Origin of the sequence: Mesorhizobium sp. M0001 (assembly GCF_040324255.1) — a bacterium.
Lineage (GTDB): Bacteria > Pseudomonadota > Alphaproteobacteria > Rhizobiales > Rhizobiaceae > Mesorhizobium.
Map to the genome: position 1 here is coordinate 19,538 of NZ_JAMYVS010000024.1, position 15,163 is coordinate 34,700.

The following is a 15,163-nucleotide window of genomic DNA, read 5'->3' on the forward strand; positions in this document are numbered from 1 at the left end:
TTGTCCACCGAGAATTCACAGCTTGCGAACCGGGTTTTGCACAGGGCGCCTGGAAATCGTTAATCTTTGCGTGCCGGAACGGGTCAATGTCTAGCGCGCAGCCCGGAACATCGCCGGCCGGCGATGAAAAAACGGGCCATAAGCCGGCCCGTCCTACCGGGCGAAATGCTGTCGTTCAGGCGAAATACTGGCCGCCATTGGCTGTGATGGTCGAGCCGGTGATGAAACCGGCGTCCTCAGAGGCGAGGAAGACGACGCAACGCGCGATCTCTTCCGGTTCGCCGAGGCGGCCGACCGGGATCTGCGGAATGATGCGTTCATTCAGCACCTTCTCGTCGATCGCCTTGACCATCTCGGTGGCGATGTAGCCGGGGCAGATGACATTGACTGTGATGCCCGCGCGCGCGCCCTCCTGCGCCAGCGCCTTCGAGAAGCCGATGTCGCCGGCCTTTGCGGCGGAATAGTTGACCTGGCCGGCCTGGCCTTTCTGGCCGTTGATGGAGGAAATGGTGATGACGCGGCCGAATTTGCGGTCGCGCATGCCGCCCCACAGCGGATGCGTCATGTTGAAGACCCCAGACAGATTGGTGTCGATGACTTCCTTCCACTGCTCGCGCGTCAGCTTGTGGAACATGGCGTCGCGGGTAATGCCGGCATTGTTGACCAGCACCGAGACCGGGCCGAGATCGGCCTCCACCTGTTTGATTCCGGCGGCACAGGCGTCGTAGTCGGCGACCGACCATTTGTAGGCCTTGATGCCGGTTTGTGCGCTGAACTTCCCCGCTGCCTCGTCATTGCCGGCATAGTTGGCTGCAACGGTGTAACCGGCATTCTTCAGGCCGATCGATATGGCGGCGCCGATGCCGCGCGATCCACCGGTGACGAGCGCTACTTTGGTCATTGAAAGTTCTTCCTCCCTTTGGTCGGAAGAAGGGAATAGGGAGTAGGGAATAGCGAGTAGGGATCGATATCCCGCCGCGCTGCTCCTTCTTCCCCATTCACTACTCCCTATTCACTACTCACTTCTCTTTCACAGCGCTTCCACGCACAGAGCGACGCCCATCCCGCCGCCGATGCAGAGCGTGGCGAGGCCCTTCTTGGCGCCGCGGCGGCGCATCTCGAAAACCAGCGTGTTGAAGACGCGGGCGCCCGACGCGCCGATCGGATGGCCGATGGCGATGGCGCCGCCATTGACGTTGACGATCGACGTATCCCAGCCCATGCCCTTGTTGACGGCGCAGGCCTGCGCGGCGAAGGCTTCATTGGCCTCGACAAGGTCGAGGTCCTTGACCGACCAGCCGGCCTTCTCGAGCGCCCGCTTCGAGGCGGGAATAGGTCCGGTGCCCATGATCGCCGGATCGACGCCGGCCGTCGCCCAGGATGCGATGCGCACCAGCGGGGTGATGCCGCGCCTTGTGGCTTCAGCCTCGCTCATCAGCAGCGCGCCGGCGGCGCCGTCATTGATGCCCGACGCGTTGGCGGCGGTCACGGTGCCGTCCTTGTCGAAAGCCGGCTTCAGCTTGGACATGGCGTCGATGGTGGCGCCGTGGCGGATGTACTCGTCCTGGTCGACGACAGTGTCGCCTTTCCTGCCCTTGATCGTGAAGGCGACGATCTCGTCCTTGAACTTGCCGGCCTTCTGCGCGGCCTCGGCCTTGTTTTGCGAGGCCAGCGCAAACTGGTCCTGGTCGTCGCGGGTGATCTGGAACTGGCGGGCGACGTTCTCGGCGGTGTTGCCCATGTGGTAGCCGTTGAAGGCGTCCCACAACCCGTCCTTGATCATGGTGTCGATCATCTTGTAGTCGCCCATCTTGACGCCGGCGCGCAGGTGCTCGGCGTGCGGCGACAGCGACATCGATTCCTGGCCGCCGGCGATGATCACAGTGGCGTCGCCGGCGGCGATCTGCTGCATGCCGAGCGCGATGGCGCGCAGGCCAGAGCCGCAAACCTGGTTGAGCCCCCAGGCGGTGGTCTCCTTGGGCAGGCCGGCATTGATCGACGCCTGGCGGGCGGGGTTCTGGCCCTGCGCGGCCGTCAGCACCTGGCCGAGAATGACCTCGTCGACTTCACCCGGCTCGACGCCGGCGCGCGCCAAAAGCTCCCTGATGACGACGGCGCCAAGTTCATGCGCCGGGGTGGCGGCGAAGGCGCCGTTGAAAGAGCCGACAGCCGTGCGTGCGGCGCTGGCAACGACGATTGAATTGGAAGCGGACATTTTTCTCTCCAGACTTCGAGGTGTCGTGTTCTTGGGGGCTTGTTGGGACTTTTCTTGCCCGTTCCACACCCCAAGTCAAACCGGAAATGGGCATGCCGGCCAAGCGCCGCAAGCAGGGCGTGAGCGGCCGGCGGGATCGCCCAACCTTTGCTGCGCAGCATAATTGGCCGGCCATGCAGCAATAAATGATGCCGCACTGCACAAAGCGCTTGGAATTATAGAGCTTTTGCGCATATCCTTAAAAATGGCGCAATCGTTACCGGCGGCTTACTCAGGCGCGCCGGTGTCCCGGGAGGATGCTGATGGCCGCGAAAGACGACCCTATCATTATCAAGAAATATGCCAATCGCCGGCTCTACAACACCGGCACCAGCACCTATGTCACGCTCGAGGATCTGGCCGAGATGGTCAAGAAGGGCGAGGAGTTCACCGTCCAGGACGCCAAGACCGGTGACGACATTACCCATCCGGTGCTGACGCAGATCATCTTCGAACTGGAGAACAAGGATGGGCAGAACATGCTGCCGATCCCGTTCCTGCGCCAGTTGATCGCTTTCTATGGCGACCAGATGCAGCAGATCGTGCCGAGCTTCCTCGAACAGTCGATGATGGCCTTCTCCAAGGAACAGGAGCGGTTCCGCGAGCAGATGAAGGGCGCGATCGGCAAGTCGCCGCTGGATGTGATGAAGATCGCCACGCCGATCAAGGCGCTGGAAGAGCAGACACGCCGCAACATGGAAATGTTCCAGAACGCGATGCGCCTGTTCACGCCCTTCCCGACCGCCGCCACAAATGCTGCGGCCGCGGCTGCACCCGAGCCGGCCCGCAAGGACGTCCCGGAAAAGAGCGGCGACGACCTTCAGGAACTGAAGCAACAGATCGCCGCCATGCAGCGCAAGCTCGACACCATGTCGTAAGCGACCGCCGCATGGTCGACCGCCCTCAGTTGGTCGAGGCGGCCGTTACGGGTCGATTTTCAGCTGCCACGGTTCCCAGATATCGTCGGGCTGGCCGTCGAGCGAGCGGTAGAAGGCTTTGGCCGGCGAGTTGGATTTCAGCACCGTCCATTTGATGGCGGAGGCGCCAATGCTCAAAGCGTGTTGGCGAAGCTGTTCAACAAGCGCATGGCCGACCCCCATGCCGCGCGTCGCTTCAGTGACGTAGAGTTCCTTCAGCCAGACAACCGGCTTCAGGTCGTAGGTCCAGGGGATGAGGTAGTGGACGGCGATGCCGACGATCACGCCCTCTCGCTCCGCCACCAACACGCCGAACCGGGGCGATGGCCCCAGCCCGTGCTCGATGAGGTTCGCTTCGGTGACGCGAAGCTTGTCGTCATAACCCTCGAAGACAGCTAGCGCCCGCATGAGGGCGAGCACCGCACCGACATCCTGGCGCTCGAATGGACGAATTCTAACCATCGCCTTCTGCATGCTTGCTCAGTCTTCAAGGCCGACCATATCGCGTGGCCTCACGCGTGCAAGACACCGGGCTCCTTGCCTGAAGCGAAAGGAAGGTCCTCGTCCTGCCAACCGGTTATGCCGCCGATCATGATCTTCACGGGACGACCGAGGCTGGCCAGCTTGAAGGCCGCCTGATCCGCGCCATTGCAATGCGGTCCCGCGCAATAGACGACGAACAGCGTCCTTTCGGGCCATTGCACCATCCGCCCGGCCGATATTTCGCGGTGGGGCAGATGCAGCGCGCCCGGCACATGGCGGCGTCCATAGGCTTCCGGCGAACCGACCACATGCAGGAGAACAAAGTCCGGCTCTCCGGCACGCAGTGCGGCGGCGACGTCGGAACAGTCGGTCTCGACGGAAAGCCGGCGCAGAAAATGGTCGCGGGCGATATCCGGCGATGCCGCCGGAATGTCTGTCACGTGGCTCATCCTCGTATCTCCATTGCTGATGCGACGGAGAGATAAGACAGGAAGCAGGGCGATTGCAGCTGGCAGCTTTGCCATATATCGTTAAGATCATGCCATCCTCTGCGAATCCGCGCCCTGCCAACCCTCTTGTCGTTGCCGTTGCCTATGACGGGCTGTGCACGTTCGAGTTTGGCGTGGCGGTTGAGATCTTCGCCTTGCCCCGGCCGGAAATGGGTGAGGATTGGTACCGTTTTGCCGTTGCCGGGATCGATGGCGGTGAAATGCGCGCGCTGGGCGGCGTGCGTATTGTTGCCGACGGCGGGATCGATCTGATCGGCCAGGCCGGCACGGTGATCGTACCGGGATGGCGCGGAACGGAGGCTCCGGTGCCGCCGGCGCTGATCGAGGCGCTGCGGAAGGCGAGCGAGCGCGGCGCTCGCATTCTTTCGATCTGTTCGGGCGTGTTCGTGCTTGCGGCGGCCGGCCTGCTTGCGGGCAAAAGAGCGACGACGCACTGGCGCTACAGCGAGAAGCTGACGGAGATGTACCCCGACATCACCGTGATTCCGGACGTTTTGTACATCGATGAGGGCAATGTGCTGACATCGGCAGGCAGTGCCGCAGGCATCGACCTCTGCCTGCATCTGGTTCGGCGCGACTTCGGCACCAAGGCTGCAAACATGGTGGCGCGCCGTCTGGTCGTGCCGCCACATCGCGACGGCGGCCAGGCGCAGTATGTCGAGAGTTCCGTTCCCGAGCCACATGAGCGCAGCCGGCTTGGACCGTTGATCGACAGGATGCGCGCCGATATTTCTGCCGACTATCCCGTCGCCATCTTGGCCGAGCTTGCCGGGATGAGCGAGCGGACATTCCTGCGCCGGTTCGCGGCCGCGACCGGCGTCACGCCGGCGCGCTGGCTGCTGTCGGAACGGCTTTCGCGGGCGCGCACGCTACTGGAAGACACCGCCATGCCGATCGAACGGATTGCCGAGACCGCCGGCTTTGGCGCGGCAGGCACGCTGCGGCATCATTTTCGTCAGCAGTTCGCCACGACGCCCGTCGCGTACCGTGCGCGGTTCGAGAACACGGCCAGGTCGGCTTAAGTCACGCGTCCCTCATAGCGGCCACGCGGCCTGATGATGCTGCCGCTCGCAATCTGTTCGACCATATGCGCGGCCCAGCCGACGCTGCGTCCAAGCGCGAACAAACTGAACGGTTTATCGCGCGGCAAGCCAAGGCCGCGCGTTAGTGCGGCCAGGGCGAAGTCGATGTTGGGCTGGGCACCGGCCGCCGCCATGGCGCCTTTTTGCAGCTGTTGCAGCGTCTCGTCGACAGGGATGACTTCCAGAAGTGCGGTGGCACGGGGATCGCCGTCGGGATAGAGCGGATGGCCGAACGCCGGCAAGGGCCGATCATGGCCGAGCCAGCGCCGGATCGCCGCATCCGCGCCGTGGGCTGCTGCATCTTCAGCCAGTTGCATCACCGCTTCGCCGGCGCCACCGTGGCGCGGACCGGACAGCGTTGCCAGGCCGGCCAGCAGGCATGCGGCAGGCGAGGCGCCTGTGGACGCTGCGACGCGGGCGGCGAAGGTCGATGCGTTGAGTTCATGATCGGCGAGCAGGACGAGGGCGCAGCGGATCGCTTCCGCGCCGGCATCATCCACCGACCAGCCCTGCGCCAGGCGCTTATGGACGGGCGCTGTGCCGGTTTCGGCGCCCAGCGACTGCGCCAGCGCTCCGACTGTGCGCGCGGCCTCGGTGCACAGCGAGGCGGCGCTGCGTCCTAGCGAAGGCCGCCCGTGGCCTGCAAGCATGGCAAGCTGCGCAAAGGCCGAGGCGCGGCCGACTGGATGAGGCGCTTCAGATGACGGAGCTTTGAAAGCCACCGGTTCAGGCGAGGCCCAGAGCACAGCAGCGGTTTCCTCCAGCGTCGCCGCTTTGGAGAGCGCAACGGCGTCTTGCCCTCGATAGATCAGTCGACCGTGCAGCACAGTCGAAATCGCGGTGATAATCGAGGGTTCGCCCCAGGCAATCGCACTTTCGGCGATGGCCGACGGACTGCGGCCGCGCGCCCGGCGGGTCGCCAGTGCGGCGATGTCGTCGGCGCGGTACTGGCTGCGGCGCGGGTCGCTCTCATCCGGCCGCATGCCGATGCGGCCACGGCTGACATAGGCGTAGAGCGTCTGCGGCCGGACCTTGAGCCTTTCCAGCGCCTCTTCCCGCGACAGCCATTCGGACATTTTCAGCCCATACATTGATTATATTGATCAAGATTGATCGAGGCGCAGCCTAACCCTTATCTCCCATGCAGAAAAGCTGCAAGGAGATGAGATATGGCGAACGGGCTCGATGATGTGGTGGCGGCGGAGACCGTGCTCTCCGATGTCGATGGCCTTGGCGGCCGCCTGACGATCCGCGGTCATTCGCTGCCGGAATTGGCGGGACGCTGGCGCTATGCGCAAGTGGTTCGCCTGTTGCTCGACGGCTTCTTCGACGGCCTTCCCGGCGATGCCGAACTGGCAGCGAGGCTGGGCAAGGCTCGCGTCGAGGTGTTCGAGCGGCTTGCGCCCTCGCTGCCGCTGCTCGCACCGCTTGAGATCTATAGCGCCATGCGCGCCGGCATGGCGCTGCTGCCGGATGGCGAGACGCTGACGGACGCCTTGCGGCTGATCGCGGCGCCCGCCGTGCTGACGCCGGCTCTGCTGCGGCTGGCGCGCGGCGAGCAGCCGACCGCACCTGACGCCAAGGCCGATCATGCCGCCGACATGCTGAGGATGCTCGAGGGATCCGTCCCGTCGCCGGCGCTGGCAAGGGCACTCGACACCTATCTGGTGACCGTGTGCGATCACGGCCTCAACGCCTCGACCTTTGCCACCCGCGTCGTCGCATCGACGCTGGCAGGGCTGACATCGTCGGTGCTGGCCGGGCTCGGCGCGCTCAAGGGGCCGCTGCACGGCGGCGCGCCCGGCCCGGTGATCGAGATGCTCGATGCAATCCAGGCGCATGGCGACGCGGCCGGTTGGCTGCGCGAGAAGGTCGCGCATGGCGAGCGCATCATGGGTTTCGGCCATCGTATCTACCGCGTGCGCGATCCGCGCGCCGATGTACTGAAAGCCGTCGTGCGGCAGCTCGGCAGCGAGGGTGAAGCCGGCCGCCGCCTGGCCTTCGCCGAACAGGTCGAGCACACGGCGCTCGAAGTGCTGCGGATCGCCAAGCCGCAGCGCTCGCTGCAGACCAATGTCGAGTTTTACACAGCGCTTGTGCTTGAGGCGGCTGGCTTTCCGCCACAGGCGTTCAGCAATGTCTTTGCCGCCGGACGTGTCGCCGGCTGGATCGCGCATGCGCGCGAACAGCAGACGACGGGGCGGCTGATCCGTCCACAGTCGCGCTATGTCGGGCCGGTGCCGGACCTCGTGGCCTGAGGCCCGCCTGTTTCGGTGGAGCAGCCCCTTCAAAGCGGGGCTTTCTTCATGACCGAAATTTCATGTGATCACGCGACCGTGTTCGTGTTCTTGCCTTGGTCATCCCTTATATGCTGCACTGCAATATAAGTCCGCTGCCGTCGAACCCGCCCGATTTCCGGGCGGAATGAGGCAGCAGCGACCAAACCGAACAGGAACGCCATGACCAAAAACGGCAAGGCGGAGGAAACGAAGAAGATCAACATCGCGCTGCAGGGCGGCGGCTCGCACGGGGCTTTCTCCTGGGGTGTACTCGACCGGCTGCTGGAGGATGGCAGGCTCGACATTTCAGCCGTGTCCGGCACCAGCGCCGGCGCGATGAATGCGGTGGCGCTGGCCGATGGTTTTGTGCGCGGCGGCGTCGAGGGTGCACGGCAAAAGCTCGACGACTTCTGGCGCGCGGTGGCGGCCAAGGGCCGCTTCAGCCCGGTGCAGCGCATGCCGTGGGACGTCGCCTGGGGCAACTGGTCGATCGAGAACACGCCCGGCTATTTCTTCTTCGACACCATGTCCCGAGTGTTTTCGCCCTATGTCGCCAATCCGCTGGGCTTGAACCCGCTGCGCGACGTGGTCGAGCAGGAGATCGATTTCAAAAATGTTCACGCCTGCAAGTCGATGGAGCTGTTCATTTCGGCGACCAATGTCGAGACCGGCCAGCTGCGCGTCTTTTCCGACGGCGAGATCGACCTCGACACGGTGATGGCCTCGGCCTGCCTGCCGCAATTGTTCCGCGCCGTCGAGATCAAGGGCGTGCCCTATTGGGATGGCGGCTATGGCGGCAATCCGGCGCTGTTTCCGTTCTTCAAGACGGCGGCGACGGAGGATGTGCTGCTGGTGCAGATCAATCCGGTGGTGCGCGAGGGCACGCCGAAAAGCGCCAACGAAATCCAGAACCGCATCGACGAGATCACCTTCAATGCCGGGCTGCTGAACGAATTCCGCTCGATCGCCTTCGTCAAGGAGCTGATCGCCGCCGGCCGGCTGCCGCCTGGCGAATACCGCGACATCCGCATGCACCGCATCGATGCCGACGAAGCGTTCAAGGATCTGTCGGCGTCATCCAAGGTCAACGCCGAATGGGCTTTTTTGACCTATTTGCGCGACCTTGGCCGCATAGCGGCGAGCGACTGGCTGGAGGAGAATTACGACGCCGTCGGCAAGCGGCCGACGCTCGATCTTTCCGGCGAACTCGATGACGGCTTCAAACCGGTGCGCGGGCCGGCACCGGGACGGCGGGTGAAGGAATTTCTAGCCGCCCGCAAGAAGCCGGAGGCGGAACGCCGGCGGGCCTGAGTCCGCCCGGATCGATCAAGACGATCAGCGAAGTGTTCGGAAAATCGGAGTAGCGCCGATGACTTTCCGTCCCGGAACAATCGTTGCGTGTGACGGTATACAAAATCATACTGACGCCTACTGCCATCCAAGTCGCGACGACGCAGCGCGCGCCCACATTTGAGCGTCAAAACTAGTGCGGGTACAGGGGAATGTAAGTGCTCAAAACGCCTTGAAAACAAAGCGCCTCCAACATCCGTATGGTTCCGAGACTGTGGTTCCGCCGCCTGACGGGGCGCTGACAAAACCGTTTCCCGTTGGCCACACTACATCGCCTGGCACACTGTTCCTGCAACTTTCGACTGTATTGCGATGCAACTTTGATGTAGAAGCGCGGCTTCGCCGTTCACGGCAAATTGAACACGGCCTGGCGCGCACCCATATCGGCGACGCGCCCGAGTTGGAAGACACGGTAGCTGTTAGACGACGGACTCCTGTTGGATAACGACTTGGCCGAACCCCGCAGTGGAAAAACAATGATGCCGAAGATCAGGTTTCACAAGCTTGCCGCTATTGTCGTGCTCATCGGCTTCGCCGCCTGGATGGGAACAGGCGCGTTCTCGTCCGTCGGCAGCGCCGCTGTCGAAGGTGCTGGCAAGGCAGGCGATCAGGCCAAGCCGGGCGATCAGGCCAAGGCACCGGATGCAGCCAAGGCGGCCGAGGCCGAACCGAAGGCGCCGCTGCGCACCGTCGCGGTGGTGACGCCGCCGCGCAAGACCTATGCCCGCGCCATCCGCATTTCCGGGCTGACCGAGGCCGACAAGCGCGCCGTGCTGGCGACGCGTGTCGCCGGCGTCATCGAAAAGCTGCCGGTCAAGCAGGGCGATCACGTCAAGACCGGCGATCTGGTGCTGATGCTTGCGGCGGAAGAAAAGATCTCGATGGTCGACAATGCCAAGCAGCTCGTCGTGCAGCGCCAGGCTGAACTCGACGCATCGCTGCGGCTCATGAAGACCGGCAATCTGCCGAAGCTGCAGCTCGACACGGCGCGTTCGAACCTGACCGCTGCGCAGTCGCAGCTGGAAACGGCGCAGGCCGAGCTCGACCGCAATCTGGTCAAGGCGCCCTTCGACGGCGTCATCGACCGGGTGCCGGTGGAGCTCGGCAGTTCCGTCATGCAGGGCGGCGAGGTGGCAACCATCCTCAAGCTCGATCCGGTGATTGCGCGCGGCGAAGTCAGCGAACGCGACCTCGGCTATCTCAAGCTCGGCGACAAGGCCACTGTCCGGCTGGTCAGCGGCCAGACCGTCGAAGGCACGGTGCGCTACATCAGCCGCGACGCCTCGTCGGCCACCCGAACCTTCCGCGTCGAGATCGCCGTGCCCAATGCCGATGGCTCCGTGCCGGCGGGCATGACGGCCGAGATTTCGCTCAGCGCGCAGCCGACCGATGCCGTCATGTTGCCGCGCTCCGTGGTGACGCTGGGCGACAAGGGCGATCTCGGCATCCGTGCCGTCGACAAGGACAACAAGGTGGTGTTCTTCCCGATCGACCTCGTTGACGACTCGCCGAAGGGCCTCGTGCTTGGCGGCATTCCCGCCGATGCCCGCGTCATCGTCGCCGGCCAGGAGCTCGTCAAGGAAGGGGACGTCGTCAAGCCGGTCGAGGCCGACCAGGCGACCATCCAGAAACTGTTGGGCGAAGCGACAACGCAGTAGCGCCGGGTGGCCCCGGGCGGGGACAACCGGCCGCCATGCGGCTCCTGAAATCTTGAGAACAGGCCATGGATATCGTCAAACTCGCGATCAACAATGCCCGGCTGACCATTGCGGTGCTGGTCTTCCTGCTGCTGGCGGGCTGGGTCGCCTATCAGTCGACACCGAAGGAAGCGGAACCCGACGTTCCTACCCCTTATGTTTATATAAATGTTGCCTATCAAGGCATCGCGCCCGAAGACGCTGAAAGACTTCTGCTTAGGCCTCTGGAGGCAAAGCTTAAGAGTCTCAAGGGGTTAAAGGAGATGAAATCATCCGCCTATCAGGGCGGTGCCTTTGTCTTCCTTGAGTTTCTGCCGTCTATAAAAGTCGACACCGCGGTGACTGATACACGCTCGAAGGTTCAGGACGCGAAGGCTGACCTTCCCCAAGCGGCAGAAGAACCGGTTGTTACCGAGGTCAACATTTCCGAGTTTCCCGTCCTGGTCGTCACGCTGTCCGGCGATGTGCCCGAGCGTGTGCTTACGGCGGCGGCGCGCGAACTGCGCGACCGCATCGAGGAAGTACCGGGCGTTCTTGAGGGCACCATACAAGGCGCGCGCGACGATCTTGTCGAAGTCGTCATCGACCCGATGAAGCTGTCCTCCTACGGCCTGCAGCTCGACCAACTGATCGGCGCGGTCGGCGCTTCCAACAGCCTGGTCGCCGCCGGCAATATCGAGGGTTCGGAAGGCAAATACGCGGTCAAGGTGCCGTCGCTGATCGAAACACCAGAGGATGTCGCGTCCTTGCCGGTGGTCGCCGGCCCCAATGCCGTCGTGCAGGCGAAGGACATCGCCACGGTGCGTTCGACCTTCGCCGACGCCGAGACCATCACCCGCCTCAACGGTAAGCCGGCCATCGCCATCGAAGTCAAGAAGCGCATCGGCGCCAACCTGATCGACACGCTGGCCAAGGTGCGGGAAGTGTCCGAGGCCTACGTCAAGACGATGCCGGAAGGCATGAACATCACCTACACGCAGGACAAGTCTGTCTTCGTCAACCAGCTGCTGGGCGACCTGCAGAACCACGTGATGATCGCCGTCATCCTGGTGTTCATCGTCATCCTTTATGCGCTGTCGGGCCGCGCCTCGCTGCTGATCGGGCTTGCCATTCCGTCATCGTTCCTGATCGGCATCCTGCTGCTTGCCATGATGGGCTACACGATCAACATGATCGTGCTGTTCAGCCTTATCCTGGCGGTCGGCATGCTGGTCGACGACGCCATCATCGTAACCGAATTCGCCGAACGGCGCATGGGCGAAGGCATGCCGAAGGCGGAAGCCTTCACGCTGGCCGCCAAGCGCATGGCCGGCCCCGTCATCGCCGCGACGATGACGCGCATCGCGGCATTTTCGCCGCTGCTGTTCTGGCCCGGCATCATCGGCGACTTCATGAAATACATGCCGATCACGCTGATCGTCACGCTGTCGGCCTCGATGCTTTATGCGCTGGTGTTCGCGCCGACGCTGGGCGCGCTTTTCGCCAAGGCGCCGGAGCATCACGAGGAACACAATCGCGACGGCTGGTACATGGCGCTGGTCAAGCAGGCGGTGCGCTTCCCCATTACTGTGCTGGTGCTCACCGCCGTCTTGCTGACCGGCGTCGGCTTCGCCTATTCGAAATATGGCGCCGGCGTCGAGTTCTTCCCCAGCGTCGAGCCCGATTACGGCCTGCTCTATGTGCATGCCCGCGGCAATCTCTCGCTGGCCGAAATGGATACGGCAACCAGGATCGCCGAAAACCGGCTGCTTGGCTGGCCTGGCGTCAAATCGGTCTATACCCGCGTCGGCAAGACGCAGGGCGGCGGACAGGACGTGCCGGAGGACGTCGTCGGCGTCATCCAGTATGAGTTCATCGACTGGCGCGAGCGCAAATCGGCGAACAATATCCTGGATGAGCTGCGCACCGTCATGGCCGGCATTCCCGGCGTCGATGTCGAAGTGCGCGTGCCGGAGGCCGGTCCTCCCACAGGCAAGGCGGTCCAGCTCCGGCTTTCGGCCATCGATCCAAAAGGGCTTGACGACCAGGCCCGTGCGGTCGCGGCGCGCATCGCCAAGGTGCCCGGCGTCATCGACGTTTCCGACGGCCTGCCGCCGCCCGGCGTCGACTGGGCGCTCGAGGTCGACCGCGCCAAGGCGGCGCAGTACGGCATCAGCCCGACCGCGGTCGGCACCGTGGTGCAATTGGTGACCAATGGCTTGAAGCTGTCCGAGTACCGGCCCGCCGGCGCCGACGATGCTGTCGATATCCGCCTGCGCCTGCCCGAAGACCGGCGCACGCTGTCGACGCTCGATGAGCTCAGGGTGCAGACCGCGCAAGGCTCGGTGCCGATCTCCAACTTCGTCGTGCGCAAGCCGGAGCCGACCGTCGGCATCCTCAACCGCATCGATGGCGCCCGCACCGTGGTCGTCCAGGCCAACGTCGCCGCCGGCACGCAGGTCGCGGCGGTGCAGGCGGAGGTGACCAAGGCGGTCACCGACATGAAGCTCGACAACGGCATACGCTGGAAGCTGGCGGGGTCGAACGAGGACAGCGCCGAAGCCAGCGCCTTCCTCGGCAAAGCCTTCGGTGCGGCGATCTTCCTGATCTTCTTGGTGCTCTTGATGCAGTTCAACAAGTTCACCAGCGTGCTTCTGGTGCTGTCCTGCGTGGTCATGGCGACGATCGGTGTGTTCCTGGGGCTGCTGCTGACCGGCGAAGCCTTCGGCATCGTCATGTCGGGCATCGGCGTCATCGCGCTGGCCGGCGTGGTGGTGAACAACAACATCGTGCTCATCGACACCTATGACCGGCTGCGCGAAGAGGGCTGGGACAAGATGGAGGCGGTGCTGCAGACCTGCCGCGAACGTGCCCGCCCGGTCGTGCTGACGGCGGTCTCGGCCATCCTCGGCGTGCTGCCGATCGCCTTTGGCCTCGGCCTTGAAATCTTCCATCACGAGACGACGATCAACGCGCCGTCGACGCAATGGTGGATTTCGCTGTCCTCGGCCATCGTCTTCGGCCTGTCGTTCGCCACGCTGCTGACGCTGGTGGTGACGCCGTCGATGCTGATGATCTTCACGCGCAGCAAGAACAGCCGCTTCTATGCCTTCTTCCGCCGGCTGTTCGGCCGCGAAAAGAAAAGGGATGCGTCCACAGGGCCGGGTCCGCTCGATGAGCCGGCAATCGCCTTCCCGAAAGCCGCGGAATAGCTGCATTCGACCAGTCAGACGAAAGGCCGTCCGGAACAACCGGGCGGCCTGTTGCATTGTCCCCTCGTATCCGACCAGCAAGGCGAGGGACTCTTAATGACCGTCAGCACCATCCTCATCATCGTTCTAGTCCTGATCCTGATCGGCGCCGTACCGGCCTGGCCACACTCGCGCTCCTGGGGTTATGGGCCATCGGGCATCGTCGGCATTGTGCTGGTGGTGCTGCTGATCCTGGTGCTGATGGGCAGGGTTTGATCGGGGCAAGAGACCTCTGCGATCAGCGTTTCCTCGCCCGATGAAGTGCTTGCAATAGGCATACGGCGGCGCCCGCCCCCACTCCGGCCGCTGCGCGGCCACCTCTCCCCCCATGTCCATGGGGGTGAGGAAATGCCAAGCTTTTCAAGGCCACGACCTCGGCGGTTAGCATTTCCTCTCCCCCACGAATGTGGGGGTAGAGGTGGCTCGGCGAAGCCGAGACGGAGTGGGGGAGCTCCATATGCGATTGGCCCGAAATCGAGATGACGAGCACACGCTGTGCCCCCCTTGGCCACCCCGCTCCCTTGCGTATACGCTGCCCGCACAACAATCACCGAGGGAGCCATCAAGGTGAACACCGCCAACCCGCCAAGGCCTCTCGCCGAGATCGCCAGCTATCACGCCCACATCTACTATGACGGGCAAGCCGAGCGGCAGCACGCCGAATGGCTGCGCCTGCGCATCGGCGAACGCTTCCGCGTGCGCCTGGGCAACTGGCGCGACGAGCCGGTCGGCCCGCACGAACAGGCCATGTACCAGGTCTCCTTCGCCACCGAGATTTTCGCCACGCTGGTCCCCTGGCTGATGCTGAACCACGGCGGCCTCAGCATCCTCATCCACCCCAACACCACCAACCCCAAGCGCGACCATCTGGTCGATCCGATCTGGATCGGGCGGCCGCTGGGGGTTCATGGCGAGGTGCTGGGTGAAGAGGATGAAGCGGAAGAGGCGCTGGAGGTGAACACGGAGCCGACGCTGGGGGCGTAGGGAGGCGTTCTGCAAAGTAGAGACTTGGCCTTGGAGACGCGTTCGCCAGTAGCCTAGCTGAGGCATGCATGACAGGCCGCTTTGCGCCTCAAGCCGTATCCTATGCCTTCATCATTGCTTCGTCGAAGGTGCCGAACCAGCGCGGGGCCGTTGGAGCGATGGACCATCAATTGATGGCAAGGGAGAGTTCTCCTTGGTCGCCGGTACGCCGAGGCGGGGTCGCCGAATAGGCAAAGATTGCAATAGAGGAGGCAGCCGGCACTCGTTCCCGCAGGGTCGGGCGCACCCGTTCGTACGGAGCAACTGGCGCTCCGCACGAGGGACAGGGCAACTCACTGGTGACTGGGTGCGTGCCTGACGAAGCTCTTCGTTTCGGCT

Annotated in this window: 13 protein-coding genes; 8 read left to right on the forward strand and 5 right to left on the reverse strand. The window is 63.8% G+C overall.

The annotated features are described in order from the left end of the window. Positions 1-175 precede the first annotated feature (175 nt). Positions 176-901 carry an acetoacetyl-CoA reductase gene (phbB, locus tag NKK50_RS30250; protein ID WP_023698448.1) on the reverse strand — a complete coding sequence of 242 codons (726 nt, stop codon included), beginning with the start codon at positions 899-901 and terminating at the stop codon, positions 176-178. A gap of 129 nt (positions 902-1,030) precedes the next feature. Beyond that, a complete protein-coding gene (locus NKK50_RS30255) occupies positions 1,031-2,215 on the reverse strand; it encodes an acetyl-CoA C-acetyltransferase (protein ID WP_023673832.1) in 1,185 nt (394 codons plus the stop codon). 302 nt (positions 2,216-2,517) lie between these two features. Here NKK50_RS30255 and phaR point away from each other — a divergent pair, with 302 nt between their 5' ends. Next, a complete protein-coding gene (gene phaR, locus NKK50_RS30260; protein ID WP_023685813.1) occupies positions 2,518-3,132 on the forward strand; it encodes a polyhydroxyalkanoate synthesis repressor PhaR in 615 nt (204 codons plus the stop codon). Between the two features lie 45 nt (positions 3,133-3,177). Here phaR and NKK50_RS30265 read toward each other — a convergent pair whose 3' ends face one another. Together NKK50_RS30265 and NKK50_RS30270 are read right to left on the reverse strand one after the other, a co-directional pair. Beyond that, on the reverse strand, positions 3,178-3,633 hold the full coding sequence (locus NKK50_RS30265; protein ID WP_031194243.1) for a GNAT family N-acetyltransferase: 456 nt from the start codon (positions 3,631-3,633) through the stop codon (positions 3,178-3,180). 50 nt (positions 3,634-3,683) lie between these two features. Then, positions 3,684-4,103 carry a rhodanese-like domain-containing protein gene (locus tag NKK50_RS30270; protein ID WP_023702797.1) on the reverse strand — a complete coding sequence of 140 codons (420 nt, stop codon included), beginning with the start codon at positions 4,101-4,103 and terminating at the stop codon, positions 3,684-3,686. Positions 4,104-4,192: 89 nt separating this feature from the next. Between NKK50_RS30270 and ftrA the strand changes: the two genes are divergently transcribed. Further along, positions 4,193-5,185 carry a transcriptional regulator FtrA gene (gene ftrA / locus NKK50_RS30275; protein ID WP_023745739.1) on the forward strand — a complete coding sequence of 331 codons (993 nt, stop codon included), beginning with the start codon at positions 4,193-4,195 and terminating at the stop codon, positions 5,183-5,185. Here the strand turns inward: ftrA and NKK50_RS30280 are convergent. Beyond that, entirely contained in the window at positions 5,182-6,321 is a 1,140-nt protein-coding gene (locus NKK50_RS30280) for a citrate/2-methylcitrate synthase (protein WP_352544307.1), read from the reverse strand. The two genes, ftrA and NKK50_RS30280, sit on opposite strands and share 4 nt — an antisense overlap. A 93-nt stretch (positions 6,322-6,414) precedes the next feature. Between NKK50_RS30280 and NKK50_RS30285 the strand changes: the two genes are divergently transcribed. From NKK50_RS30285 to NKK50_RS30310, 6 genes are all read left to right on the forward strand, one after another. Next, positions 6,415-7,503 (forward strand): citrate synthase/methylcitrate synthase, encoded by a 1,089-nt coding sequence (locus NKK50_RS30285; protein WP_023731815.1) that lies wholly within the window; start codon positions 6,415-6,417, stop codon positions 7,501-7,503. A gap of 201 nt (positions 7,504-7,704) precedes the next feature. Next, on the forward strand, positions 7,705-8,835 hold the full coding sequence (locus NKK50_RS30290) for a patatin-like phospholipase family protein (RefSeq protein WP_023727617.1): 1,131 nt from the start codon (positions 7,705-7,707) through the stop codon (positions 8,833-8,835). Positions 8,836-9,353: 518 nt separating this feature from the next. Continuing rightward, positions 9,354-10,532: an efflux RND transporter periplasmic adaptor subunit gene (locus tag NKK50_RS30295; protein WP_023708563.1), complete on the forward strand. Its 1,179-nt coding sequence runs from the start codon at positions 9,354-9,356 to the stop codon at positions 10,530-10,532. 65 nt (positions 10,533-10,597) lie between these two features. Next, a complete protein-coding gene (locus NKK50_RS30300) occupies positions 10,598-13,762 on the forward strand; it encodes an efflux RND transporter permease subunit (protein ID WP_352544308.1) in 3,165 nt (1,054 codons plus the stop codon). A 96-nt stretch (positions 13,763-13,858) separates the two neighbouring features. Beyond that, positions 13,859-14,017, forward strand: a complete 159-nt coding sequence (locus NKK50_RS30305; RefSeq protein WP_023734747.1) for a DUF3309 family protein — start codon at positions 13,859-13,861, stop codon at positions 14,015-14,017. 351 nt (positions 14,018-14,368) lie between these two features. After that, on the forward strand, positions 14,369-14,785 hold the full coding sequence (locus tag NKK50_RS30310; RefSeq protein WP_023690511.1) for a DOPA 4,5-dioxygenase family protein: 417 nt from the start codon (positions 14,369-14,371) through the stop codon (positions 14,783-14,785). Positions 14,786-15,163 lie beyond the last annotated feature (378 nt).